A 25,058-nucleotide genomic window follows, 5' to 3' on the forward strand; every position below is an offset into this window, starting at 1 on the left:
CTAGGACCGCAGTGGAGACTCGGGCCAATATCGCACGGATTGGAAGTACTGGGTTGCTTCGGGTTCGGTGGTGTACTCGAGCAGGTTACCGACCTTGGTCGCGAGTACATCGCGGACTTGTTCCGGGCTCGCGAAGAAGAACTCGCGGCGCACGTTCGCATGGTTGACCCGGTACTTCGAGAACTCCTTGTGGAGTTCGTTCTCCAACGCGACGGCATCGTCCGAGAAGTACAGAGCGTGTACATCGAACGGAAACGGTACCGAGGCACCGCTCAGTTCTCGGATTCTGTCGATGGGGTCGAGCCGACGCGTGAGTCCGATCTTGACGACGTTTCGTCCGAAAGCACCGATGTTCGAGATCACGTACACATAGCCGGCCCGGATATTCGCCGCGCGGTAGTCGTTGTCGGCTATCGCTGCGTCCAGCCGGGCGATCTCTCGCTCGGCATCGGCACGCTGGGCCGGATCCTGGATGCGAGCAAGCACGTTTCGATAGTGTTCCCGCTCCTTGTCGAGTTCCTGCCTCCTGCGAGCGAGTTCCTGCTCGACCTTGCGTTCTTCGCGAAGTCGTTCGCGCTCTTCTCGTGCGGCCTCGCGTTCCTCGCTGAGTCTCATCTGATGGTCGGCCGTCAGTTCGATCTCGGTGATGCGGAGACGGTGATATGCCGGGTCGATCCGCATCTGCATCGAGGCGCCCAACTTCTCGATATCGGTAGCGGCCTTGTCCAGGCGCTTGATCGCGGTCTGCAGATTCCCCGCCCGGATCGCGCGGACACAGTTCTCGGCCTCTGCGTTGTATGCGCGCAGCATCAACTTGCCGAGATCACGAGTGAGGCGACGGCCTTCTGCGAGGGAATTGTTGAAGCTGAACTGTTTGCCCACCTCGATGGCACGACCGTCTGTGATCGACGACCGGATCTCGTCCCGCAGATCCTTCAATCGCTCCTGGTAGGCAGCGGCGTTCTCCAATGAGGTTTTCTCACCGGGCTGGTGCTTGTAGGTGAAGAAGCACGAGGGCTGCAGCAGCGATCGCACCGATCCTCCACGGACATAGACTGATTCGCTGCAGCGCCTTCCACCGGGTCTTCAGCAGCGCGTTCGCGCGTTCGGCCGGAGCGCGCATCGCAGACAGCAGCGTGTTGCGGCAGCGGGTGCCGGCATCGAGACCATGGCCTTTCGTCGGGACGTGGACGCCGATCCCGGCACCGGTGTACCCCTTGTCGGCGAGGGTGGGCATCCCGCCGGCGGCAGCGTGGTAGAGGGCGCCGAGGATCCCGCCCCGACGAGCAGCGGTGAGGTCGTGCACCGAACCGGGGGCAACCTCGGACACCCAGATCGGGTAGCCGGTCGGATCGGTCAGGACCTGGACGTTGCCGCCATGGCGGCGATGTTTACCCGAGTACCACACGTCGTGCCCGGACTCGGAACGCTCCCGGCAGCGAGTCGAGGCGATGAGGGTGCCGTCGAGACAGACATGCTCCCAGCCGGACTCGATCCCACGTTCGAGCACGTCGTGCAGGTTCGGGGCGTGCGCGGCGATCACGTCGATACCTTCGTGGAGATACCGGTAGGCGGTGGCCTGCGAGATGCGGGCATCGCGCGCCAGGGTGGCGACGTCGGTGCCGTCGCGGAACCACCGCAGCACCATCAGAGCCTGGACGTAGACGGTCGCGGCCCGCTGCCACGGTCGGCGATCGGTCCTGCGGCGGTGGGCAGCGAGGATACGGGTGACGAAGGTCAGGGTGTGCTCGGGCACGTCGAGCGTGGCACGATAGGTGATCACGTGGGGTCCTGCTTCGGGAATGAATTTCTTGGTCGAAACCATTCCCTACCAGTCCGGGCCCCACGTCCTCAGCACCGCCCCGGCCCCCGACTCGACACAGCTCTCATGAGTGCTCTCCTGGTGAGAAAACCTCAATGGGTGGTGATATTCGTAGAGACCGACCTCCTGAAGCACGAGGGCGTCTTCGACGGTGATCAACCGATCGTCCGAGGGAAGATCCCTTCCGACCGGTGCGCCTTGTGGTGGGGAAATGGGCCGCGCCGACAATTGAGCGGTCAACTCCGCCACCCGGTCGACGAGTTCGGCCGCCTCCCGCTCCTTGGCGATCAACGTGCGACGGAGAGCAGTGATCGTTTCCTGAGCGTCGGTCATCCTCGAACTCCTGTCCCGGCCAAGGGCACCAGCCCGTACGGATTCTTCGACACTGCGGCAGACAGATGCTTCAACGTCTGGGCGGGCTCCACGCGTGACAGATCCAGAGCCATGAACGTTTCTCGGTCCACAGCCAATTGCAGGAGTGCCACTGTGGCATCACGCCCGGTAGCGGGGTCCACGGCATCCGCCACAACGGTGAGCGACACGGCGTCGATCACGGCTTCACGGTCTGCCTCGAACACTTCGTGTGCGGTTCGCAGCGCCACTTGATTCACCGCGTTGTTGTACCGCCGCTTCAGGTCGGTCGCGGAGAGCGGAGTCCGAACGATCTCGTCGCTCGCCTTCACATATCGAACCGATTTGGTGGACGGAAACTCCTCAGGTGCAGGAACGGCAACCGAAACCTTCAGTTCCCGATCCTCGGAGTTGTAGCTGTACTCGTGCACTACGTCGAAGCATTCGGGATAAGCCGAATTCGCCAGAACGATACCGACGTACTCCTCCAGCGCGGCAGGTTCGCGACGGCGCAACCCGGCGATCAATCTGTCGAGTTTCTCGTTGGCAACCTCCACATCGCGTAGACGGCGTTCTTCTGCGGCCTCGTGCACGCGCATCGACTGTTCGAGCCGCCGGTAGCGTTCGCGTTCGTAGGTGCGCCAGCGGTCACGTAGAACTGCGTTCTGTCGGAATGTCTCCTGGAAGGCATCCCACCAGCCACGCATGTGCTCCCTGTGGACTTCTGCAGCCGCGGAGAGTTCAGCGTTGTATCGGCGATTTCCTCCCAACGCGGCGCCGAGTCCCGACGGCTTGCTCGGAGGCACGAAGCGCGGTTGATCGGGTAGTGCGAAGTACTGAGGTTGCTGCGTGGGCGTCTGCAATTCGCCCGGAGGGTGAAAGCTTCGCCTTTCGACCGACTGTTTCAGCGCTTCGAGATCGACCCAATCGTCCACGTCGAGGGTGGCTGCCAGCAAGTCCTCGATGTCCTGGAGTTGCGTGGCGATCAGTGCGTTCTCCTGGGCTGCCTCCGCCTCTCGCTGCGCTACGTATGCGGCCTTCGCTTCCTTCTCCAACCTGGCACGATCGGCAGCTGCCGCACGCTGTGCTGCTGCCTCGGCGCGTTCTCGCTCACGTGCGGCTCGTTGCATGGCAGCAACGGTCCGGTTGTGCTCCCGGACTGCTGCCCTCTGCTGTTGCGCTTGTCGCTGCGCAGCCAGCCGCTGTTGATGCTGGAGTTCGGCGAAGAACCCACGTCGTCGTGCCATACCTCTTGATACACCACAAGATCGACGACGAATCCTGACAGGCACACCTACATCATCGAGTCTTCACTCCATGTCGACCGACCTGTATCGATGTCTCTAGCCGGGTGTGACGAGACCGGACTCGTAGGCGAGCACCACGGCCTGTGCCCGGTCGCGCAGGTGCAGTTTTGCGAGAACCTTGCCGACGTGGGTCTTCACGGTCTGCTCGGCGACGAACAATCGTTCTGCGATCTCGGTGTTCGACAGGCCGTGCGCGATCAGTTCGAGCACCTCGCGTTCGCGTGGGGTGAGCGGATCGAGGACGCGGTCGCGCCCTCTTGCCGGCCGGCGTCGGCTGGTGACGTCGGCGATCAGGCGGCGGGTGACGGTCGGCGCGAGCAGTGCCTGACCATCGGCGACCACCCTCACGGCTCGCACGAGTTCGTCGGCGGGGGCGTCCTTGAGCAGAAACCCGCTCGCTCCCATCCCGAGCGCTTCGTAGACGTAGTCGTCGAGGTCGAAGGTGGTGAGCATGAGCACCTTCGACCGCGGCTCACGGGTGTCGGCAAGGATGTGCCGCGCCGCGTCGAGGCCGTTCATCTCGGGCATGCGCACGTCCATGAGGACGACGTCGGGCCGCAGTCGCGCGACCTCCGAGACGGCCGCTCGACCGTCGGGGGCATCGCCGACGACGCTGATGTCGGGCTGGGCTCCGAGCAGCGCTCCGAAGCCTTGCCGGACCATGGCCTGGTCGTCGGCGATGAACACGGTGATGGGAGGGTGCGGTTCGGTCATCGGCACCCACCTTAGGCCCCGGTCAGCACCGGGAGAACCGCTCGGACCTCGAAACCGCCGCCGGGGCGGGGATGGGCGACGAGCTGCCCGCCCACGACGGACGCGCGTTCGACCATGCCGAGGATTCCGTTGCCGCCGCTGCGGTCCGACGGCCGAACGGTGGTGTCGACCTGACCGGCCGAGGCCGGCCCGTTGGTCACCTCCACCGTGACGCTCGCCGGCTCCCACTGCAGCCGTGCGCACACGCGGGCACCGGGTGCGTGCCGGGCCGCGTTCGCCAGGGACTCCTGCAGGATCCGGTAGACGGTGAGTCCGACACCGTCGGAGACAGGTGTGGGGACGCCGACCGTCTCCGTCTCGAGCGTCATACCGGCTCGGCGGGACGACTCGAACAGTTCGCCGATGCGGTCGATGCCGGGCTGCGGTTCGTGTTCGGGGAGTTGCCCGTCGCTGCGGAGCACGCCGAGCAGGGTGCGGACCTCGTTCAGCGCTTCCCGTGCGGTCGCACCGAGGGCGTCGAATTCGGCGCGCACGTCGTCGTTCACGTCCGGAAGCCGATAGGGAGCGCTCTGCGCCTGGACGACGATCATCGACATGTGGTGGGCGACGATGTCGTGCAGGTCGCGTGCGATGTGCGCCTTCTCCTCGAGGATGGCGCGACGCGCACGTTCGAGCTCGCTGACCTCCTCCTCCTGGGCGAGTTGCCGTCGGGAGATCAGCAGCCAGCGCACCAGCAACCCGAAGACGACGACGGCGGTGATGCCGATGCCCCATCCCCAGCCGTTGCGGCCGGGAACGAATGCCGCGAACAACAGGACGGTCGCGATCCACACGACCAGCACGAGGCGGATCTCCTCGCGGATCGCAACGGCGAACACCAGCGCGAGCATCACCAGGATGTGCACGACCTGCCACGGATAGTCGTAGCCGGGAACGAGGTCGAACGCTATCGGGATGACGAGTCCGGCCGCCGCGGCCACCGCCCACCCGAGAGCCGGCCGGACGAGCACGAAAAGGAACGGGAACACCGCCATCCCCGAGATCAGCGGCAACAGCGGCGGGGAGATGTCGTGGGTCAGGGGCAGCGTCGGCCACGCGATCGCATAGAGGATCAACGTCACGGTGACCACGGTGACGACGCTCCACCGTCCCCGTCCCAGGCGTCCCGCGGTTCTCACGCCGGACTTCGCAAGCTCTTTCACCTCACCCACGCTAGGAGCCCCGGTCTCGACTGTCCTCATACCTGAGGGTGAGATCCGCCTGGCTCTGCAGGTGGTGTCGGCCTCCGCGAGATCGCTCCGTCGCGGGGTCCGGTGCAGGGCTGTGCGTTCCTAGCGTCGCCGGCATGACAGTGAAATCCGCAGCGGTCCGAGTCGCGTCGGTCGTCTTCCTCGCCACCGCAGCATATGCCGCTGTGCCGGGGGCGCTCGCCCGTTCCGCCTCGACCACGACGGAGGACGCCGCGGCCGCGGCGACGGTGACGGCGCTCGTCGCCGACGACCCTGAGCGAGCGCTGTCGTCCCTGCCGGCCGATTTCGCCGCCGTGATGGGGTACGCGCCGATCGTCGAGCAGTGGGCGGACGGGACGACCGTCCTCGCCGATCCGGAGGGCGACTGCTCCACCCCGGTGCCGCTGCCGGCAGCGTTCGAATCGGCATGCCGGGTGCACGATCTCGGGTACGACCTCCTGCGGTACGCCCACACCACCGGCGGCGAGCTGGGCACCGATGCCCGGCGCGACCTCGACGGGTTGTTCGCGCGACATCTCGACACCGTCTGCCGTTCCGAACCCGAGATCACGTCGTGCACGCCGGTCGCAGGGATCTCTTCTGCAGCAGTGCAATTCAACTCGTGGCGACAGGGTCACCGGACGCCTGTCGCGGAATCGCCGTGGGCCTTGGCCGTCGCTGCGGGGTCGGTAGCCCTGGGTTTCACGGCACGAAAGGTGCGGCGATGACGGTCCTCATGGTGGTTCTCGCGACGGTGATCTCCCTCGCCCCTCCCCTGCTGCCGCGGCAGTCGGTCGTGCAGGGTGTCGTCACAGGTTTGTTCGTCGTGATCGCGCTGACGGTGCTCCGTCTCGTCGTGGTCGCGCGACGGCGGACCGGGCGACCTCCACGGCCCGCGAGGCCGGAACTGCGTGTGCCGGTCGCGCTCGTCGGCGGGTCCGTCGTGCTGATCGCGGCGGCCGGTGCACATCGGTGGCAGAACGGTCTGCGGGAGGCGATGTCGGTCCCCGCTGTGGATGTGCGCTGGTGGCTCGAGGCACTGGCGGTCGCGATCGTGGTGGTCGCGGCGCTGCTCGCCGTTCCGCGCCTCGTGCATCTCCTGTCGCGACGCGGGGTAGCAATGGCCGTCGCCGCGACGCTGGGGATCGGCGTCACGGTCGGGATCGGCACCGCCACGGTGGCCTCCTCACCCGGAGGAACGATCGACACGGTCGCCTCCCCCACCGCGCTCTCGGCGGGATTGTCGGGGGGCGCGGGATCGGCGGTGGCGTGGAACCGGTTGGGCCGCGAGGGGCAGAAGTTCGTGTCCCTGCCTGCCGAGGGGTCACCGATCCGGATCTACGTGCCGTTGTCGGCCGCACCGGATCCGTCTGCGCGCGCCGAGTTCGCGGTGGACGAACTCCGCCGGGCGAGAGCCTTCGATCGACCGCATCTCGTGGTGGCCGTGCCGACCGGTTCGGGCTGGGTCGATGCCGCTGCGGTCCGCGGTTTCGAGAACCGGTGGGGTGACGACGTCGCCATCGTCGCCCAGCAGTACTCGGACATGCCGAGCTGGGCGACCTTCGTCCTCGACCGCGGTGCCGCGGAGGAGGAGGCCCGCGCCCTGGTCACCGCACTGCGAGCGCACCTGTCCACGCTGCCCGACGAGCGACGCCCCGCTCTGCACGTCTACGGGCAGTCCCTGGGCGCGACCGGCGCGAGCGCCGTCTTCGACGACGAACCGGAGCCGTGTGCACTGTTCCTCGCGGGGCCACCCGCGGGGGTCCGCACCGACGGTGCGAGTGTCCGGGCGAACACCTCCGACCCTGTCGTGTGGTGGCAGCCGTCGCTGCTGTGGTCGCCACCGGATCTGTCGCATGCGCGCGCCGATGCCCCCACCCCACCGTGGCTGCCGCTGGTGTCGTTCGTGAACACGACGGTCGACCTGCTCACCTCGCTCGAGGCGGCACCCGGTCACGGCCATCGCTACGGCGACGACCAGGCGCGGTGCACCTCCGCCGACGGGTAGATCGCGCCCACACGGATCGGCGCCCGGATACACCGCGACCCGCCGGCCGACGAACGGCACGACGGGTCGCGGTGTGGGAAGGGATCAGGCGACGATGGGTCCTCGTGCCGCCTCGAAGGCCGCACCCACCCGGTACAGACGCTCGTCGGCGAGAGCCGGGGCCATGATCTGCAGGCCGACGGGGAGACCGTCGTCCGCCGAGAGGCCGGACGGCACGGACATCGCGCAGTGCCCCGCGAGGTTGGTCGGGAGCGTGCACAGATCGGACAGGTACATCGCGAGCGGATCGTCGACCTTCTCGCCGAGCTTCCACGGCGTGAACGGGCTCGTGGGCGAGACGAGCACGTCGACCTGCTCGTAGGCCTTGTCGAAGTCCTGCGCGATGAGGGTCCGGACCTTGAGGGCCTGACCGTAGTAGGCCTCGTAGTAGCCGGAGGACAGCGCGTAGGTGCCGATCATGATGCGGCGCTTGACCTCCTTGCCGAAACCGGCGGCGCGGGTCGCGGCCATGACCTGCTCGGCGCTCATCGTGCCGTCGTCGACGCGCATGCCGTACCGCATCGCGTCGAAGCGGGCCAGGTTGGAGGAGACCTCCGACGGCAGGATCAGATAGTACGAGGCGAGTGCGTATTCGAAGTGCGGGCACGAGACCTCGACGACCTCCGCGCCGAGCTTCGTGAGCGTCTCGACGGCGGCATCGAACGACGAGAGCACGCCGGGCTGGTAGCTGTCGGAGTGCAGCTCCTTGACGACGCCGACCTTCAGGCCCTTCAAGTCGCCGGCCGCACCCTGGCGCGCCGCCTCCACGACGGGACGCACGGCGGCGTTCACCGACGTCGAGTCGCGCGGGTCGTGCCCGGCGATGACCTCGTGCAGCAGTGCCGTGTCGAGGACGGTGCGGCCGCAGGGGCCACCCTGGTCGAGCGACGACGCGCAGGCGACCAGGCCGTACCGCGAGACCGTGCCGTAGGTGGGCTTGGTGCCGACGGTGGCGGTGACGGCGGCGGGCTGGCGGATCGAGCCACCGGTATCGGTGCCGATCGCGAGCGGTGCCTGGTACGACGCGAGCGCCGCAGCGGAACCGCCACCGGAGCCACCCGGGATGCGGCTGGTGTCCCACGGGTTGCGGGTGGGGCCGTATGCCGAGTTCTCGGTGGACGACCCCATCGCGAACTCGTCCATGTTGGTCTTGCCGAGGATGGGGATGCCGGCCTCGCGCAGCTTCGTGGTGAGCGTCGCGTCGTAGGGCGAGACCCAACCCTCGAGGATCTTCGAACCGCACGTGGTGGGCATGTCCGTGGTGGTGAACACGTCCTTGAGCGCGAGCGGCACACCGGCGAGCGCCGAAGCCGGCTTCTCGCCCGCGGCGACGGCCCGGTCGACCTCGGCCGCGGCGGCGAGCGCCTGCTCGGATGCGACGTGCAGGAAGGCGTTGTACTCGCCGTCGACCTCGGCGATGCGATCGAGGTGGGCCTGGGTGACCTCCACCGAGGACAGCTCGCCGGCGTGGATCTTCGACGCCAGGGTCGCGGCGTCGAGGCGTGTCGTATCCGTGCTCATTCGCCCTCTCCCAGGATCTGCGGGACCGAGAAGCGGTCCTCCTCGACGGCCGGCGCACCGGAGAGCGCCTGCTCGGGCGTGAGACCGGGGACGACGACGTCGGGTCGCGTCACGTTGGTGACGGCGTTCGGGTTCGCCATGGGAGCCACATCGTCCGCGGCCACCTCCGACACCGCCTTGACGTGGTTGAGGATCGAATCCAACTGACCGGCGAACTCGTCGAGTTCGGCATCGGTCAGCGCAAGCCGGGACAACCGGGCGAGATGCGCGACCTCGTCACGGGAGATGGCAGGCACCGTGAATGGCCCCTTTCCGATGGTGAGTGAACGTCCTGTCCAGGGTAATGCGTCCTGGAAGCGACGGCGCACGCGGTTCGGTGACATCACTCGTCGCCCGGTCGGCGTCGCGTCCACCCGCCGATGTTGCGAGCTTCGCAACGCTGTGTTGCGTTCGTGTGACATGCCCCGTCGCGACCGGGGATTTTCGGTGGGGTCGGCATATTTTCGGGTCTGCACCGTCCCTGACGCCGTCGACGAGGTGCAAGGATGTGGTCTGCCAGAGGTCGACACGGGCCCCTGGGCCGGCATGCGGATGCCGGCGCACCACGTGCCGTCGACGCGGCGTTCGTCGACGGCACGAAACCGACTGGGGAAAGGACTCACGTGTCGTACCTCTTGCGTGTCAGGCTCCCCGATCGTCCCGGTAGCCTCGGCTCGCTCGCCCTGGCGCTCGGTTCGGTCGGCGCCGACATCCTGTCGCTCGACGTCGTCGAACGCGGCACGGACTTCGCGATCGACGATCTCGTCGTCGACGTCGAACCGGGCAAGCTCCCCGACACGCTCCTCACCGCGGCCGAGGCACTGCCCGGTGTGACGGTCGACTCCATCCGGCCCTACGCCGGAATCCTCGACACCCATCGCGAACTCGAACTGATCGATCACGTCGCCGCCGCCCGCGACGACCGCATCCAGATCCTCGTCGACGGCGCTCCCCGGGTGCTCCGGGTGGGTTGGGCGACCGTGCTCGGGGTCGGCCCGAACGGCATCTTCCGCATCGCGGGGAGCCCCGGTTCGCCGGAGACCCACCTCAACGGCGTGCCCTGGATGCCGCTCGCCGAGGCCACCCTGCTCGACCACGACGGTGAGTGGGTGCCGCAACTCTGGCGCGACATGGACACGATGCTCGCGGCCGCACCCCTCGGCTCGCCCGAACGCGTCCTCGTCCTCGGCCGTCCCGGCGGACCGGAGTTCCGTCCCTCCGAGATCGCACGCGTCGGTTACTTCGCGGGCATCGTCGGCACCGTCCTCCGGTAGTCCCCGACGCTCGGACGCAGGCCTCAGCCGACGACGAGCCTCTGTGCCTGCGCGATCGCTTCCTCCCGTGAATGCACGCCCAGTTTCCTGTAGAGGGAACGCAACTGGGTCTTGACGGTGTTGAGGGTGACGAACTGTTCCTTGGCGATCGTGCTCGCCGTGCCACCGGCGAGCAATGCGTCGAGGACCGCGCGCTCGCGCGGGGTCAGTCGTACGACGACACGGATCTCGCGGAAGATGCCGTACTCGGCCATCGCCGAGTCGAGATCGATCGGCAGTTCGACACCCAGGGACAGGATGTCGCGCACGGCCGACGGGGGGACACCGACGAACGGCCGCGTCACTCCGGCATGTTCCGCCAGCACCACGGCCCGCTGGAGATGCCGTCGCGCGTCGGTGCGGCGACCGAGTCGCAGCGCCGCCACCGATCCGATCAGGGCGAGTTCCGCACCGACGGCCGGACAGTGCTCACGGGCGGCGTCCCCGCGGTGCACGATCACCTCGGCACCTCCGGGATCGCCGCCGAGCAGACGCAATCGCGCACGGGCCGGAGCCGTGAGGGGGTGCGTCGAACCGTCGAGCAACTCGCGCGCCGCGCGGGCCTCGCCGAGCGCGAGGTGCAGATCGGCACGCGCGGCATCGACCAGCACCGCGGAGATACCGGTGAGGCGATGGGAGAAGTGCTGCAATTCCGAATCGATGTACAGGAGGCCGTCGGCAGGCACACCGCTCAACAGCGCCAGTCGTCCCCGCACGTACATGACGGCCGCCCACAGCTCCTCCGTGTGGCGGGGCGTGCCGAGTTCGGAGAGCGCACGGAAGGCCGTGCCGGTGTCGAGCCGATCGAGTGCCACGAGCGCGGTGGCCGCCAGACCCGCCGTACGGACGAGGGCCTCGGCCTCTCCCAGGATCGGTGGATGCCGGCGTTCCTCCTCGATCCACCGGGTCGCCTCGTGGGTCCGGCCCCGGAGCGCTTCGAGGAGCGCGAGTTTGCCTGCGGCCTCCCGCTCGACGAACACACCGCGACCCGCCGTGTGGGCATGGCGCAGCATCGTTCCGGCGTCGGTGGTGCGTCCGCCGAGGAGGTAGACGGTGCCGAAGTTGAGGTATTTCAGCCCGTGGGCGTGCCGGGTCGTGCTGTCCAGCGTCTCGAAATCCGGCACGGGTTCGGTGGCGAGGCCGTCGCACACCTCCATCGCCTCGTCGTAGGCACCCTGCATCCGCAGACTTCCGAGGCGGAGGACCGTCTCGAAGGATTGCGGGAAGGACCACTCCCCCGGCTCTTCCGACTCGTTCCGGGCCCGGGTGATCGTCCGCAGCGACGCGACGGTGCGATCGTCGGTCGCCATGTCGTCGGGGAGCAACTCGAGCAGCACGATCCCCAGGGCGCGGAGCGATCCGCTCCCGTACAGTGCCACCCAGTTCTTCTCGACGATGTCGATCGCGCATCGCCAGTCGCGCCGCTCCACGGCATGTTCGAGGGCGATGTCCGGACGCGAGCGCTGCAACCAGTAGTCGATGAGAGCCGACCGCGCATCCCACAACTCCTCCGGGTATTCCGCGCCACCGACCCGCAGGAGTGATCTGCGGACGACTTCGGGATAGCACCAGGCGGGCTCGCCGTCCGCCGAGTCCTCGTCCGTCGAACAGGCCTCGATCAGTCCCGACTCGGCCAGCGCGGAGAGAAAGGCCTCGCCGTCGTCGATGTGCGGCAGGGCCGAGATCGACGACTCCGTCACCATGTTCGGTGCGGCGGAGACGAGGACCGAACGGGAGGACAGTGCCAGAGAGGGATCCGCAGCCACGACGTGCATGACGACGAGATCGACGGCCGAGTCGACGAGGACGTCGAGGGCGTCGGCACCGTGGGCCCGGTGCGGCTTCTCGGCGCGCAGCGTCGCGCACACGGCCGCGACGAAAGCGGCGAATCCTTCGGTGCGGCGGGTGATCCACTCGATGGTGCGTTCGTCCCGTGCGAGTCCGAAGAGGCGGCACAGTGCAGCGGTCTCGTCCACGCTGAACGCGAGGTCGTCGGCGCCCACGATCGTCCTGCGCGGGTGTCCGTCGACATGTTCGGCCCACGACCCCGCAGCCCTGCTGGTCACCACGACCCGCACCTGCTGCCCGATCTGCAGCAACTGCCCGACCCGGTCCTCGATCGCCTCGACCGACCGGACACCGTCGAGCACGAACATCACCGGTCGGGCGTGCCGGACCAGCACCGAACACATCGCGTCGAAGGAGCCTTCCGTCGCAACGGGTTCGTCGAGGCCGAGGGAGTTGCACAGCGACGACGCCACCGTCGCCCAGTACGTCTCGGGTGCGACATCGTGCGCGGGTTCGGGAACCACGACCGGCACCATCTCGGGGCACGGGTCGGTCGCCAGCCACGTGTCGACGAGGGTCGTCTTGCCGGAGAAGGGGCCGCCGAGGATCACGGCGAGTTCGGAATGTGCAGACAGAACGGAGAACAATCGGCGACGAGACAAAGGCAGCGTTCTCGGCACGTCCACTATCCCTTTCGCATCCGGGCAGCATCGTCCCCGAAACGGACTCACAAATATGTGCAAATATTAGCAGCCTGCGGGGGAAATGACGGATTTCACCGGAATTCCGATTACGCGTCGAGAATCACATCGGAGTAATTCCGCACCTCCATTCACACGGTCCACGAACGGATCTCACGCCGGCGGGGGAGAAACTCCGTGAGCTTCTCCCCCGCTGCGACTTCGTTCAGTGTGCGAATGCCTGGTCGGTGTGGCCGCGACCGACACCCTCGCGGAGATATCCGACTACATCGGCGATGTCTTCACCGAGCTTGTGGGCGATGTCCCGGCTGAAGCCCTCGCGAAGCACGATTCGCAGGACCGCGACGTCCTCCGCGTCGGCCGGCATCGTGTAGGCCGGAACCTGGAATCCGCGGGCCCGCAATTCGTGGGAGATGTCGAACACCGTGAAGCCGGGGTCGCCCGTCACCTCGAAGGAGATGACCGGGATGGCGGAGCCGTCCGTGATGATCGCCATGTTCTCGATCTCGGAGATCTGCTTCGACAGCATGAGTGCGGTGTCGCGCAGGGTCTCCATGATCTGCGTGTAGCCGGCGACACCGAGCCGGATGAAGTTGTAGTACTGGCCGATGACCTGGTTACCAGGACGCGAGAAGTTCAGTGTGAACGTCGGCATGTCGCCACCGAGGTAGTTGACCCGGAAGACCAGGTCCTCGGGCAGATGTTCCTTCGAACGCCAGACGACGAAACCGATGCCCGGATAGGTCATGCCGTACTTGTGACCACTGACGTTGATGGACACGACCCGCGGCACACGGAAGTCCCATTCGAGGTCCGGATGGAGGAAGGGCACCACGAAGCCACCGGAGGCGGCGTCGACGTGCAACGGGACGTCGGGACCGCCGGAGGCCGCGAGCTCGTCGAGCGCGGCGGCGATCTCCGCGACGGGCTCGAGTTCACCGGTGAAGGTGGTGCCGAGGATCGCGACGACGCCGATGGTGTTCTCGTCGACCGCGTCACGGACCTGCTCGGGGGTGATGACGTAACGGCCGGGCTCCATCGGCAGGTACTTCGGCTCGACGTCGAAGTAGCGGCAGAACTTCTCCCACACCACCTGCACGTTGCTGCCGAGCACCAGGTTCGGCTTCGACGCGTCCTTGCCGGCGGCCTTGCGGGCCTCACGCCAGCGCCACTTGAGCGCGAGCCCACCGAGCATGACGGCCTCGGACGAACCGATCGTCGAGACACCGGTGGCCGAGGACGGATCGGCCGGATCGAGGTCGTCCGCGTTGAACAGGTCGGCGACCATGTTGACGCAGCGGGTCTCGATCTCCGCCGTGGCGGGGTACTCGTCCTTGTCGATCATGTTCTTGTCGAATGTCTCGGCCATGATTCGGCCCGCCTGCGGATCCATCCACGTGGTGACGAAGGTCGCCAGGTTGAGCCGCGAGCTGCCGTCGAGCATCAGCTCGTCGTGGATGAACTGGTAGGTCGCTTCCGGATCGGTCTCCGACTTGGGAAGCCGCAGAGCAGGAATCGGTTCGGTACCGAGCCTGCCGGTGAAGGCAGGTGCGAGTGTCTCGCCTGGAGCGTCGGACTCTGACATGGTTTCCTCCATTTCCCGCATCGAACACTCGTCGATCCGGTGACATCGGGACATACGGGGCGGTTCTCACACCTCGATCGGCGGGTACAGCCTCTCCATCGTGTAGCGGCGGTTGCGCCGGACCGACAGGGCACTCAGAGTCAACGATACGAGCAGGATTCCGGCCAGGACAGCGATTGCGATCCACAACCGCGAATCGATGTGCCCGGCGACGGTGAGCTGCCGCAGACCGTTGACGGTGTAGGTCATCGGGTCGAACGGATGGATGTACTGGAACGGCTTGGCGGTGGTCGGCACGGGGTAGATACCGCCCGCCGAGACCAGTTGCAGCATCAGGAAGGCCAAGGTCACCACACGGCCGACGGCGACACCGAAGATCGCGTTGAACGCCTGGATCATGGCCAGATACGTCGCGGAGATCAACATCAGGAACAGGATCGTCCCTACCACATGCTTCACGTCCAGTCCGACACCGAAATGGACGACCGTGTACATCACGACCACCTGCAGGATGCCCACCAGCAGCGCCGGCCAGTACGACGCGAGGACCGTACGGTAGGCGCCCAGTCCCGCGACGGTGGGCCGCGACTGCAGCGGGGTGAGCAGCATCCAGGTGATGATGCCGCCGACGAACAGGGCGAGCGACAGGAAGAACGGCGCGAAACCGGTACCGAAGGTGGGCGCCTCGTTGGTGTAGTTCTGTTGCAGTGCAACCGGAGTCGACAACGTCTCGGCGGTGGCGGTGCGCTGTTCGTCCGTCCAGCTCGGCACCTGGGTGGCGCCCTGGCTCAAGGCCTGCGCGAGTTCCTGCGAACCCGATTGCAACTCGACCATGCCCGAGGACAGTTCTCCCGCCCCGTCGGCCAGCTGGAAACTACCGTCGGTGAGTTGGACGAGACCGGAGTTCAACGTGGCGGCACCGGAGCTCAGTTCGTCGACACCGCTGCGGAGTTGGTTCACCTCCGCCGCCAGACCGCCGCTCGACAACGTCGCCAGGGCGCCCTGCAGCGGACTGTTCGGATTACCGAGTTGATATTCGAGTTGTTCGGCGTCGGCCTGCAGACGCACGATCTCTGCGCGCAGGGCGTCGGCATCGGAGGCCGCCTGCTGCGCCGTCAGCGGTGTCAACGCGGTGATCGCCTGCTGCACGACCGGATCGGAACTCCGGTTCAGGATGTCGACGACCTGCTGCACGGCCTGGTTCACCGTCGACTGCGTGGTCTGCGGGACCCGGGATTCGAGAGCGTCGAGCGAGGCCCGCAGCTCCGCCGCCTGCCCCGCGACACCCGAGAGGGCACCACTGTCGAGCGCGCTGAGCAGCGGACCGGTCACGCCGTCGATCGCGGTCGCGAGTTCGTTCGCGCCGGCGGCGAGCTGCGCCGACCCGTCCCGCGCCGTGACCATGTTCGTCGCGAGCTCCTGCGATCCCGAGGCGAGCTGGTCCGCTCCGCTCTTGGCCGTGTCGATGCCGTCGGCAAGTTGCCCGGCACCGTCGGCGGCCTGCTTCAGACCCGAGCCGGCACTCTCGAGACCCGTGAGCACGGTCCCGACACCTTGGGCCCCGATCGTGGAGTTCACCTGCCCGATCACCTGTTCGGACGCATCCTGCCCGATGATCGTCGCGAGATAGTTGTTCGCGTCGTTGAAGGTGAAGACCAGATTCGCCTTCTCCGGGTTGTCACCGTTGGGGGATTCGACCGCTTCGGTGAAATTCTCCGGAATCGTGATGGTGTAGTAGTACTTTCCGTCGGCCAGACCCGAGACGGCATCCTCCTCCGACACCTCTGCCAGATCGAGCTGACCGGATGCGATGAGAGACTTCACGACCTGATCGCCGGCATCGACCTGTTCCCCCGTCGACGAACGTCCGGTGTCGTTGTTGACGATCGCCGCGGGGATCTTGTTCACCGCCCCGAACGGATTCCAGAAGGCCCACAGGTACATGGCGCCGTACAGCAACGGCATGAGGATGATCGTTGCGATCGCGATGCGCGGCATCGTGCCGCGGAAGTATCGCTTCGAGTCGCTACCGAGAGAGACGCCTGCGAGCACTCGTCACTTCCTCTTCGTCAGGACGCCGATGTCACCGGGTCCGAGCAGATCGTGCATGTCCACCACGGCCCGTACCCCGATGCCGGGGTCGACGGGGTTCACGTCGCCGATGATCACCGACTGGTTCTCACCGAGCGCGACGAGCCGGTCGAGAAGCGTGGCGCGTTCGACGTCGTCGGCGATCCGATCGATCCGGCCCACCACCAGCAATGGAGGACGCCGGGTGTTCGCCACCGAGATCCGCAGCAGCAGTTGTTGGAGTTCGGGGAGGTCGTCGACGAACGCCTCGAGCGGTGGCAGCGGTACGTCGCCGAAGATCTCCTCGCACATCTCGGCGACACCGTCCTCACGGACCCGCGGAACGAACTTGTACCACGGGGAATCCCACCGCTTCTGCTCGGTGACGAGGTCGCGCACGGTGACCGAGGGGCGTACCTCGTCGAGCTCGTTCATGCAGGCGATCGCCGACCGCGCGATGATCTTCTGCGGCCTGTCCTCGCCGAGAACCGTCAGCGACCCCCGGGTCAGCCGCATCCGACCGCACAGAGCCATGAGCAACGCGGTCCGCGCGGCACCGGCCTGCGCGGCCAGGACCGTCACTCCCCCGGCGTCGAGATCCAGGTCGAGTGGGCCGAAGACATGCCCCCAGGGCCCGTGGAGTTCGATTCCGCGTGCCGACACGAGCGAGCCCGGGGTCTGCCGGGCAACTGCCTGCTGCACGACCGGAGTGCCGTACGGCGGAGTTTCGAGATCGTCCGGTTCGACTGTGCCCAGCGGTGTTCCGTCGTAGTTTCCGTCCGCGACGAAGGGCTCCTCGAGTTGCTCGTCCGACAACTCGTCCCATGCTTCTGCGTCGCTGTGCTGTCCGTAGTGAGTCACCGACCGTCCTTGCGCCGAACGAGTAGGGCGTGGTGTCGTGTCCGCTGCGCCGCCACGGTCACAGGCTGTTTTTGACGACGTGGCCGTTCTTCACGATGACCGACAGGTTCTTTGCCGGATCGGCGATCAGGCTCAGGTCCTCGAGCGGGTTGCCATCGACGAGGAGCACGTCCGCCCAGGCGCCCTCGTCGATCACACCCCATCGGGCCTGCCGGTAGGGATCGCGTTCGCCGGCGAGCCGGAACAGTTCGGCGTTGCCGGAGGTGAGCATCCGCAGCGCGTCGAGGTTGCTGTAGTGGTCGCCGAGCCGCGCGGCCATCTCGCTCTGCCGTGGCGCGATCTGCGGTTCGAGCAGCAGATCGGTTCCCCAGGCCGTCTTCACGCCGTGCTTCTGTGCCCACTCGTAGACGTGGTCGGTGCCGGTGCAGATCTGCTTGTCCTTCTCCGCACGGTCCGGATCGGGATAGTGGTGATCGCCGAGCGCGAAGGGCTGCATCGACAACCACACCTCCTTCTCCGCGAGCAACGCGACGGTCTCCTCGTCGGCGAGGTGGCCGTGCTCGATCGACTTCACCCCGGCCGCGACCGCGCGGCGGATCCCGGTGACGTTGTAGACGTGGGTGGCCACATAGGTGCCGTAGTCGGACGCCGCCTGGACCGCGGCCCGCAGTTCCTTGTCGATGAACTGGACGGTGTACAGCGGGTCGTACATGGACGCGGCTCCGCCGCCGACCATCAGCTTGATCTGCGATGCGCCCTTCTTGAGCTGCTCGCGCACGGCTGCGAGGACCCGGTCCTCACCGTCGGCGACCCGCATGAAGCCGATCTGTTCGGCGCGGGCCTGATCCCCACCGAGGGCTGTGGGGCATTCGTAGACGAAGCCGAAGTCGCCGTGCCCGGCCGTCTGCGAGATCGCGGCCTGGGACGGGTAGATCCGGGGTCCGTCGAACAGTCCTCGGTCGATCACCGACTTGATGCTGCCGGTGTCGCCGGCCATGTCGCGGACGGCGGTGAAACCGCGCAGCAGCATGTTGCGGGCCTCCGCGAGGCCGTTGAGCGCAATGTGCGCTTCGCTGCCCATCACCATGTCGATATAGGAGTTCGCGTTGCCGACGAGGTGGACGTGCGCGTCGGACATGCCGGGCATGAGAACCCGCCCGCCACCGTCGATCACGTCGGTTTCGCGGCCGGGTTCGTCGCCGATCGGCGATGCGGACACGGCCAGGATGCGGTCTCCGTCGATCAGTACGTCGCCGGTGACGAGTTCTCCGGAAATTCCGTCGAAAACTCGCACATTACGAAAAAGGAGGCGATGTGTGGACTTACCGGTCTCCGTCATGGCTGGGACGCTAACGCGCATCGAACACGGTTTCTTACCAACCGACAAGTTTCCGGTCCAATTCACCCCGGCCATTCACCCTTTTTATGAAATATACTCTGACCTGCACCTATCTGATCGGACAGTTTCTTCCGAAAACGCACAAATTTCCAATCTCGGACTTATACTGCGCCAATGCTGATTCACCCGACATTGCGCATGCAGTCCTGGGGATTCGTCATCGGGGCCGTCCTGTTCGCATTGGGTTCGGCGCCCGGAATTGCGACGCTTCTCGGCACCGCCGGTGCAAATACTTCGTTCTTCGTGGGTTCCTGGTTCTTCACGGGTGCAGCATTCGTCCAATTGATGCTCAGTGGGCCGGCCACCGTCACGGACAAGGGCAGCCCGGCGATCCGCGCCGACTGGCTCGCGTCGCTGATCCAGTTCATCGGTACGCTGCTGTTCAACGTCAGCACGGGAGCCGCACTGCACGCCCACACCGTCAAGGGTGAGAAGCACCTGGTGTGGAACCCCAATCTCGAAGGGTCCCTGTGCTTCCTGGTGTCGAGCGCGATCGCGTGTGCAGTCCTCTGGCGAGCGGGCTCGCATTGGGCGCCGCGCTCGAAGGACTGGATCAGCGGGTGGCTGAACATGCTCGGGTCGATCGCTTTCGGGGTCTCCGCCGTCGGTTCGTTCGTCCTCGACGACGGAAACACTCTCGATCCGAGCCTTGCCAACACCGGCACGTTCGTCGGCGCGATCTGCTTCCTGCTCGCCGCGGCGGTGTTCCTCGGCAGGCGCAGCGCCGAGGAACGCGAATCCGCAACAGCCTCCTGAGAATCCGCCGGCAGGGCACCTGCCGGCGGAGAGCGTCTCAGTTCTCCCCTTCGCGCCCTTCGAGATAGGCGCGAGCGGCGTCGGGCCCCTCGTCGAGCAGGATCCGGAAACCGTCCTCGTCGAGCACGGGTACTCCGAGATCGGCGGCCTTGTCGGCCTTCGAACCCGGATTGTCGCCGATGACGACGAAAGCCGTCTTCTTCGACACCGATCCGGCGGCCTTGCCTCCACGCGCGAGGACGGCCTCCTTGGCCTGATCGCGGGAGAATCCCGCGAGCGTGCCCGTGACCACGATCGACAGTCCTTCGAGGGTCCGCGGAATGGATTCGTCGCGTTCGTCGGCCATGCGCACGCCCGCTGTCGCCCACTTGTCGACGATGGCGACGTGCCAATCGACGGTGAACCAGTCGGTGACCGCCGCGGCGATCGTCGGTCCGACGCCCTCGACGGCCGCGAGCTCGTCGACGGACGCGGCCCGGATCCGGTCGAGGCTGCCGAACTCGGTGGCCAGCGCACGCGCAGCGGTCGGTCCGACGTGCCGGATGGACAGGGCGACGAGCACGCGCCAGAGCGGTTGTTCCTTCGCCTTGTCGAGGTTCTGCAGCAGGCGTTCGCCGTTCTTCGACAGCACGCCCTTGGTGGTGCGGAAGAACGGGATGCGTTCGAGGTCGTCCTTCGTGAGCGAGAACAGGTCGCCCTCGTCGACGATGATCTTCCCCTCGAGCAGTGCCGTGGCCGCCTCGTAGCCGAGCGCTTCGATGTCGAACGCTCCCCGGCCCGCGACGTGGAAGACCCGTTCGCGCAATTGCGCCGGGCACGACTGCGAGTTGGGGCAGCGCAGGTCGACGTCGCCCTCCTTCGCCGGGGCGAGGGTGGTACCGCATTCGGGGCACTGCGAAGGCATCTCGAAGGCGTACTCGGAGCCGTCGCGCAGGTCGACGACCGGGCCGAGCACTTCCGGGATCACGTCGCCGGCCTTGCGGATGACCACGGTGTCGCCGATGAGCACGCCCTTGCGCTCGACCTCGGACGCATTGTGGAGCGTCGCCAGCGAGACGGTGGACCCGGCGACGGTGACCGGTTCCATGTAGGCGAAGGGTGTCACGCGCCCCGTGCGCCCGACGCTGACGCGGATGTCGAGGAGCTTGGTGGTGACCTCCTCCGGCGGATACTTGTAGGCGATCGCCCACCGCGGGGCGCGGGACGTGGCACCGAGGCGGCGGTGCAGCCCCATGTCGTCGATCTTGACCACCAGGCCGTCGATCTCGTGTTCGATGTCGTGGCGGTGTTCGCCCCAGTAGCGCATCCGCTCGACGACCGCCTCGGCGCCCTGCACGCGAACGGTGTGCGGGGAGACGGGCAGGCCCCAGGCCGCGAAGGCCGCGTAGGCGTCGGACTGCGAGCGGGGTTCGAAGCCCTCCATGCGACCGTAGCCGTGGCAGTACATGCGCAGACGCCGGCGCGCGGTGACGGCCGGGTTCTTCTGCCGGAGGGAACCCGCGGCGGAATTGCGGGGATTCGCGAAGGGCGGCTTGCCTTCGGCCACCAGCCCGGCGTTGAGGGTCTGGAAGTCCTCGAGCCGGAAGAACACCTCACCGCGCACTTCGAGCAACGTCGGAATCGGGTATTCGTCGCTGCTGGTGAGCTTTTCGGGAACGTCGTCGATCGTGCGGGCGTTGAGGGTGACGTCCTCGCCCGTGCGACCGTCGCCGCGGGTGGCCGCGCGGACGAGTTTGCCGTTCTCGTAGACGAGACTCAGTGCCACACCGTCGATCTTCACCTCGCACAGATAATCTGGGTGGGTGCCGGTCTCGACCTCCGCGCGCGAGAGCCACGCGCGCAGTTCGTCCTCGTCGAAGACGTTGTCGAGGCTGAGCATGCGTTCGAGATGCGCGACGGCACCGAACTCGGTGGCGAAGCCGCCGCCGACCAGCTGGGTGGGCGAATCCGGCGTGCGGAGTTCGGTGTACTGCTCCTCGAGTGCCTGCAGTTCGCCGAGAAGCGCATCGAACTGACCGTCGGAGATGATGGGGGCGTCGCGCACGTAGTAGCGGAACTGATGCTCGCGCACCTGTTCGGCGAGATCCTGCCAGCGCTCACGCGCCTCCGGAGGAGCGGTGATGGGTGCGTCCGTCGGTTCACTCACAGCCTGCAAGCCTAGTCGAGGGGACCGACCGGAATGCTCAGAGTGTGTCGGCTTCCTCGGCGAAGGCCGACGCGACGTCGCGCAGCGAACGCAGAGCGGCCCGTGCTTTCTCCGTGGAGGCCGAGGCCAGCCCGCAGACCGGGCTCACCGCCACCGATTGCAGCACCTTCCGAGGGAACCCGAGCCGATCGATCAGCTCGACGGCCGGTGCCGCGTACTCGCGCCAGCCCGTCGAGGCCGACGCGGTGGCGGGCACGAGTCCCAGGATCGGGACCGTGCCGGAGTCGAACAGTTCGCCGAGTCCGTCCAGATCGGAGCGTCGTACGCGTCCGACGTCGAAGGCGACCGCATCGGCAGCGCTGCGCCGCAGGAAGTCGGCCGGGAAGGTCCCCGCGCAGCAGTGCACGGCGACGGAGAGCCCGGTGCCACGGATCGTCGTGTCGAGCACGTCCAGTGCTTCCGGGTCCGGCACGGCCGGGACGGTCTCGAGGACGGTCCGGCCCTTCAGCGTTCCGGCGAGCACGTCCGGCAGCGACGGTTCGTCGAGTTGCGCGACGACCCGGACCCCGAGCCGGCGGGTGATCTCGGCGGCGTGTCGTGCCAGGCCCTCCGCGAGCGATTCGGCCAGGTCGCGGACGGCGCCGCGGTCGGTGAGCACCCGTCGTCCGGTGGCGAGTTCGACGTGGGCCGCGAGGGTGAGCGGTCCGGCGGCCTGCACCTTCACGGGACGGTCGGCGTCCAGCCCGGCGCGTTCCCAGGCCTCCTCGAGAGCATCGAGGTCCTGGGCGAGCAGGTCGCGTGCCCGGGCGGCCACGCCGCCGCGTCGCGACACGAGGCGGTAGCCGGTGGTGGAGGTGTCGAGGTACATGTCGACGAGCAGGGCGCTGACCCGCCCGATCATGTCGGCACCGAGGCCGCGCGCCGGCAGTTCGACGAGGTGGGGCAGGTCGGTGAGTTCGCCGAGGACGACCGCCGCGGCCTCGCGCGGGTCCGTTCCGGGCCACGAACCGATGCCTGTCGCGAGACCGGACCACACCTCGCGGCCGGTGGCAGGTGCCGTCACCGGTCCCCTGCCGTGATGGTGCCGCTGCCGAGGACGATGTCGCCCGCAGCGTCGGGCCGGTACAGCACGGCGGCCTGACCGGCGGCGACACCGGTGAGTGGTTCGCGCAGCGAGATCTCGATGCCCGAACCCACCGCTTCGGCGACGGCCGGAGCCAGGCCACCGTGGGCGCGGACCTGGACGACGCACTCGATCGGTCCGATGGGGGCCGTGCCGGAGGTCCACACGGCGCGCTCGGCCCGGATCGACTCGACCTTCAGTTGTTCGGCGCTGCCGACCCTCACGGTGCCGCTCTCGGGTTCGATCGCTGTGACGTAGCGGGGGCGGCCATCCGGTCCGGGCCCGGCGATGCCGAGTCCCTTGCGCTGACCGATGGTGAAACCGTGCACGCCCTCGTGCTGCGCGAGCACCTCACCCGAACGGTCGTCCACGACAGCACCGGGACGCACGCCGATGCGGGCGCCGAGGAAGGCGCGGGTGTCGCCCGACGGGATGAAGCAGATGTCGTGACTGTCGGGCTTGTTCGCCACGGCGAGTCCGCGTTCGGCGGCCTCCTTGCGGATCCGGCTCTTGGGGGTGTCGCCGACGGGGAACACCGCACGCGACAACTGTTGCGCGGTGAGCACGGCCAGCACGTACGACTGGTCCTTGTCGGCATCGACGGCGCGGCGCAGCACTCCGTCGTTCAACTGCGCGTAGTGACCGGTGGCAACGGCGTCGAAGCCGAGCGCAACGGCACGGTCGGCCAACGCCGAGAACTTGATCTTCTCGTTGCAGCGCAGGCACGGATTCGGGGTCTCACCCGCGGCGTAGGACGCGACGAAGTCGTCGATCACGTCCTCCTTGAAGCGGTCTGCGAAATCCCAGACGTAGAACGGGATTCCGAGCACGTCGGCGGCGCGGCGGGCGTCGCCGGCGTCCTCCTTCGAGCAGCATCCGCGCGAACCGGTACGCAGCGTGCCCGGCGCGGTCGACAACGCGAGATGCACTCCCACCACGTCGTGTCCGGCCTCGACCATGCGGGCGGCGGCGACCGCCGAGTCCACACCGCCGCTCATTGCCGCAAGAATCCTCATCTCCGGTCACCTCCTCGTCCACCAGCGCTCGCCAGTCCGGCGGCGCGAGCCCTGTCCACCACGGAAGGGAGAGTTTCGATCAGTTTTTCGATGTCATCACGGGTTGTGGTGTGCCCCAATGAAAATCGGAGCGAACCGCGTGCCGTGATCGGGTCTGCCCCCATCGCGACGAGCACGTGACTCGCCCGCGCGACCCCGGCGGTGCACGCCGACCCGGTCGAGCATTCGATACCGGCCGCGTCGAGCAACATCAGCAGCGAATCCCCTTCGCATCCGGGGAAGGTGAAGTGCGCGTTGTTGGGCAGTCGCCCCGCCTCGCGAGGACCGTTGAGGATCGCATCGGGGATCGCCGCCTCGACACCCTCGACGAGAAGATCGCGCAGGCGCGCGAGTTCGGCGGTGCGGCCGGGCAGATCCGAGGTGACCTCGCGCAGCGCGGCGGCCATCGCCACGATGGACGCGGTGTCCTGCGTCCCGGACCGCACGTCGCGTTCGTGGCCTCCGCCGTGGGCGAGCGGCACGCACGGCACCTGCCTGCCGAGCAGCAGCGCTCCCACTCCCTGCGGCCCACCGAACTTGTGGGCGGCCAGGGTCAGAGCCGACAGTCCGCTCGCGGTGAAGTCGACCGGCAGATGCGCGACCGCCTGCACGGCGTCGCTGTGCATCGGGACGTCGAACTCGGCGGCGACCGCAGCGAGTTCGGCGATCGGCATGACGGTGCCGACCTCGTTGTTCGCCCACATCACGGACACGAGGGCGACCTCGTCGGCGTGGCGCGTGAGTTCCTCACGGAGCGTGGTGGGATCGACGCGGCCGGACCCGTCGACCGGCAGCCACGTCACCTGGGCGTCCTCGTGCTCGACGAGCCATTCGACGGCGTCGAGCACGGCGTGGTGTTCGACCGCGCTCGCGAGGATCCGGCGGCGCCGGGGATCCTGGGCGCGGCGGCCCCAGTAGATGCCCTTGACGGCGAGGTTGTCGCCCTCGGTACCACCGGAGACGAAGATCACCTCGGAAGGTCGGGCGCCGAGGGCGGCCGCGATCGACTCCCGCGACTCCTCGATGCGCCGGCGCGCTGCGCGCCCCGATCCGTGCAGGGAGGACGCGTTTCCGACGGTGGTGAGGACCGACGTCATCGCCTCGACGGCCGCAGGAAGCATCGGCGTCGTCGCGGCGTGATCGAGGTAGACGGTCGTGGAGGTACCGGAGGGACCGGCGGCGGGCGAGGTCATGACCGATCCAGGATAGCGGGTCGACGCAGGTGCCCGTC

The 25,058-nt window shown here is 67.4% G+C and carries 21 protein-coding genes; 4 read left to right on the forward strand and 17 right to left on the reverse strand.

Annotation, left to right across the window (positions count from 1 at the left end; genetic code table 11):
- From LPH33_RS15945 to LPH33_RS15970, 6 genes are all read right to left on the reverse strand, one after another.
- The gene (locus LPH33_RS15945; RefSeq protein WP_229565116.1) at positions 1 to 1,035 is read right to left on the reverse strand and encodes a DUF4041 domain-containing protein; all 1,035 of its coding nucleotides are present in this window, start codon (positions 1,033 to 1,035) and stop codon (positions 1 to 3) included.
- Complete coding sequence (locus LPH33_RS15950) at positions 980 to 1,783, reverse strand: IS5 family transposase (RefSeq protein WP_229565117.1); 804 nt, start codon at positions 1,781 to 1,783, stop codon at positions 980 to 982. The genes LPH33_RS15945 and LPH33_RS15950 overlap by 56 nt, the downstream gene beginning before the upstream one ends.
- A gap of 45 nt (positions 1,784 to 1,828) precedes the next feature.
- On the reverse strand, positions 1,829 to 2,155 hold the full coding sequence (locus LPH33_RS15955; RefSeq protein ID WP_229565119.1) for a hypothetical protein: 327 nt from the start codon (positions 2,153 to 2,155) through the stop codon (positions 1,829 to 1,831).
- Positions 2,152 to 3,303 (reverse strand): hypothetical protein, encoded by a 1,152-nt coding sequence (locus LPH33_RS15960; protein WP_229565121.1) that lies wholly within the window; start codon positions 3,301 to 3,303, stop codon positions 2,152 to 2,154. The genes LPH33_RS15955 and LPH33_RS15960 overlap by 4 nt, the downstream gene beginning before the upstream one ends.
- A 213-nt stretch (positions 3,304 to 3,516) precedes the next feature.
- Positions 3,517 to 4,194, reverse strand: a complete 678-nt coding sequence (locus LPH33_RS15965; RefSeq protein ID WP_088897177.1) for a response regulator — start codon at positions 4,192 to 4,194, stop codon at positions 3,517 to 3,519.
- Between the two features lie 11 nt (positions 4,195 to 4,205).
- Positions 4,206 to 5,435 carry a sensor histidine kinase gene (locus tag LPH33_RS15970; RefSeq protein WP_371053916.1) on the reverse strand — a complete coding sequence of 410 codons (1,230 nt, stop codon included), beginning with the start codon at positions 5,433 to 5,435 and terminating at the stop codon, positions 4,206 to 4,208.
- A 104-nt stretch (positions 5,436 to 5,539) separates the two neighbouring features.
- On the opposite strand from LPH33_RS15970, the gene LPH33_RS15975 reads away from it, so the two are divergent.
- Complete coding sequence (locus tag LPH33_RS15975; protein ID WP_016691185.1) at positions 5,540 to 6,151, forward strand: hypothetical protein; 612 nt, start codon at positions 5,540 to 5,542, stop codon at positions 6,149 to 6,151.
- On the forward strand, positions 6,148 to 7,431 hold the full coding sequence (locus LPH33_RS15980; RefSeq protein ID WP_016691184.1) for an alpha/beta-hydrolase family protein: 1,284 nt from the start codon (positions 6,148 to 6,150) through the stop codon (positions 7,429 to 7,431). The genes LPH33_RS15975 and LPH33_RS15980 overlap by 4 nt, the downstream gene beginning before the upstream one ends.
- Positions 7,432 to 7,515: 84 nt before the next feature.
- On the opposite strand, the gene gatA is transcribed toward LPH33_RS15980, so the two are convergent.
- Together gatA and gatC are read right to left on the reverse strand one after the other, a co-directional pair.
- Positions 7,516 to 8,991 (reverse strand): Asp-tRNA(Asn)/Glu-tRNA(Gln) amidotransferase subunit GatA, encoded by a 1,476-nt coding sequence (gene gatA / locus LPH33_RS15985; protein WP_088897174.1) that lies wholly within the window; start codon positions 8,989 to 8,991, stop codon positions 7,516 to 7,518.
- Positions 8,988 to 9,287 (reverse strand): Asp-tRNA(Asn)/Glu-tRNA(Gln) amidotransferase subunit GatC, encoded by a 300-nt coding sequence (gene gatC / locus LPH33_RS15990; protein ID WP_006554549.1) that lies wholly within the window; start codon positions 9,285 to 9,287, stop codon positions 8,988 to 8,990. Before gatC ends, gatA begins: the two co-directional genes overlap by 4 nt.
- A 366-nt stretch (positions 9,288 to 9,653) precedes the next feature.
- On the opposite strand from gatC, the gene LPH33_RS15995 reads away from it, so the two are divergent.
- Positions 9,654 to 10,304: an amino acid-binding protein gene (locus LPH33_RS15995; protein ID WP_088897173.1), complete on the forward strand. Its 651-nt coding sequence runs from the start codon at positions 9,654 to 9,656 to the stop codon at positions 10,302 to 10,304.
- A 23-nt stretch (positions 10,305 to 10,327) separates the two neighbouring features.
- Here LPH33_RS15995 and LPH33_RS16000 read toward each other — a convergent pair whose 3' ends face one another.
- The 5 genes from LPH33_RS16000 to LPH33_RS16020 form a co-directional block, all read right to left on the reverse strand.
- Complete coding sequence (locus LPH33_RS16000; protein ID WP_229565122.1) at positions 10,328 to 12,811, reverse strand: helix-turn-helix domain-containing protein; 2,484 nt, start codon at positions 12,809 to 12,811, stop codon at positions 10,328 to 10,330.
- 226 nt (positions 12,812 to 13,037) lie between these two features.
- Positions 13,038 to 14,429: a glutamate decarboxylase gene (locus LPH33_RS16005; RefSeq protein WP_088897172.1), complete on the reverse strand. Its 1,392-nt coding sequence runs from the start codon at positions 14,427 to 14,429 to the stop codon at positions 13,038 to 13,040.
- A gap of 54 nt (positions 14,430 to 14,483) precedes the next feature.
- Positions 14,484 to 16,469: a YhgE/Pip domain-containing protein gene (locus LPH33_RS16010; protein WP_088897171.1), complete on the reverse strand. Its 1,986-nt coding sequence runs from the start codon at positions 16,467 to 16,469 to the stop codon at positions 14,484 to 14,486.
- Between the two features lie 3 nt (positions 16,470 to 16,472).
- A complete protein-coding gene (locus LPH33_RS16015; RefSeq protein WP_160875667.1) occupies positions 16,473 to 17,348 on the reverse strand; it encodes a hypothetical protein in 876 nt (291 codons plus the stop codon).
- 58 nt (positions 17,349 to 17,406) lie between these two features.
- Entirely contained in the window at positions 17,407 to 18,687 is a 1,281-nt protein-coding gene (locus LPH33_RS16020; RefSeq protein WP_160875669.1) for a metal-dependent hydrolase family protein, read from the reverse strand.
- Between the two features lie 174 nt (positions 18,688 to 18,861).
- On the opposite strand from LPH33_RS16020, the gene LPH33_RS16025 reads away from it, so the two are divergent.
- Complete coding sequence (locus tag LPH33_RS16025; RefSeq protein WP_160875671.1) at positions 18,862 to 19,503, forward strand: hypothetical protein; 642 nt, start codon at positions 18,862 to 18,864, stop codon at positions 19,501 to 19,503.
- Positions 19,504 to 19,540: 37 nt separating this feature from the next.
- Here LPH33_RS16025 and ligA read toward each other — a convergent pair whose 3' ends face one another.
- From ligA to LPH33_RS16045, 4 genes are read right to left on the reverse strand one after another with little or no spacing between them, the layout of a single operon-like run.
- A complete protein-coding gene (ligA, locus tag LPH33_RS16030; protein WP_229565126.1) occupies positions 19,541 to 21,649 on the reverse strand; it encodes an NAD-dependent DNA ligase LigA in 2,109 nt (702 codons plus the stop codon).
- 37 nt (positions 21,650 to 21,686) lie between these two features.
- On the reverse strand, positions 21,687 to 22,712 hold the full coding sequence (locus tag LPH33_RS16035) for a methionine synthase (RefSeq protein WP_016696291.1): 1,026 nt from the start codon (positions 22,710 to 22,712) through the stop codon (positions 21,687 to 21,689).
- Positions 22,709 to 23,788, reverse strand: a complete 1,080-nt coding sequence (gene mnmA, locus LPH33_RS16040) for a tRNA 2-thiouridine(34) synthase MnmA (RefSeq protein ID WP_229565128.1) — start codon at positions 23,786 to 23,788, stop codon at positions 22,709 to 22,711. Before mnmA ends, LPH33_RS16035 begins: the two co-directional genes overlap by 4 nt.
- Positions 23,785 to 25,020 carry a cysteine desulfurase family protein gene (locus LPH33_RS16045; RefSeq protein WP_088897166.1) on the reverse strand — a complete coding sequence of 412 codons (1,236 nt, stop codon included), beginning with the start codon at positions 25,018 to 25,020 and terminating at the stop codon, positions 23,785 to 23,787. The genes mnmA and LPH33_RS16045 overlap by 4 nt, the downstream gene beginning before the upstream one ends.
- Positions 25,021 to 25,058 lie beyond the last annotated feature (38 nt).

It is taken from the genome of Rhodococcus sp. RDE2 (assembly GCF_020885655.1).
Taxonomy (GTDB): domain Bacteria; phylum Actinomycetota; class Actinomycetes; order Mycobacteriales; family Mycobacteriaceae; genus Rhodococcus; species Rhodococcus pyridinivorans.

Bases quoted from the DNA above. Each gene is read 5' to 3' on its own strand.
- mnmA (WP_229565128.1), bottom strand. From the start codon at position 23,788: ATGAGGATTCTTGCGGCAATGAGCGGCGGTGTGGACTCGGCGGTCGCC.
- LPH33_RS16025 (WP_160875671.1), top strand. From the start codon at position 18,862: ATGCTGATTCACCCGACATTGCGCATGCAGTCCTGGGGATTCGTCATC.
- LPH33_RS15980 (WP_016691184.1), top strand. From the start codon at position 6,148: ATGACGGTCCTCATGGTGGTTCTCGCGACGGTGATCTCCCTCGCCCCT.
- LPH33_RS15965 (WP_088897177.1), bottom strand. From the start codon at position 4,194: ATGACCGAACCGCACCCTCCCATCACCGTGTTCATCGCCGACGACCAG.
- LPH33_RS15960 (WP_229565121.1), bottom strand. From the start codon at position 3,303: ATGCAACGAGCCGCACGTGAGCGAGAACGCGCCGAGGCAGCAGCACAG.
- LPH33_RS15955 (WP_229565119.1), bottom strand. From the start codon at position 2,155: ATGACCGACGCTCAGGAAACGATCACTGCTCTCCGTCGCACGTTGATC.
- LPH33_RS16005 (WP_088897172.1), bottom strand. From the start codon at position 14,429: ATGGAGGAAACCATGTCAGAGTCCGACGCTCCAGGCGAGACACTCGCA.
- LPH33_RS16020 (WP_160875669.1), bottom strand. From the start codon at position 18,687: ATGACGGAGACCGGTAAGTCCACACATCGCCTCCTTTTTCGTAATGTG.
- gatA (WP_088897174.1), bottom strand. From the start codon at position 8,991: ATGAGCACGGATACGACACGCCTCGACGCCGCGACCCTGGCGTCGAAG.
- LPH33_RS16045 (WP_088897166.1), bottom strand. From the start codon at position 25,020: ATGACCTCGCCCGCCGCCGGTCCCTCCGGTACCTCCACGACCGTCTAC.
- LPH33_RS15975 (WP_016691185.1), top strand. From the start codon at position 5,540: ATGACAGTGAAATCCGCAGCGGTCCGAGTCGCGTCGGTCGTCTTCCTC.
- LPH33_RS15970 (WP_371053916.1), bottom strand. From the start codon at position 5,435: ATGAGGACAGTCGAGACCGGGGCTCCTAGCGTGGGTGAGGTGAAAGAG.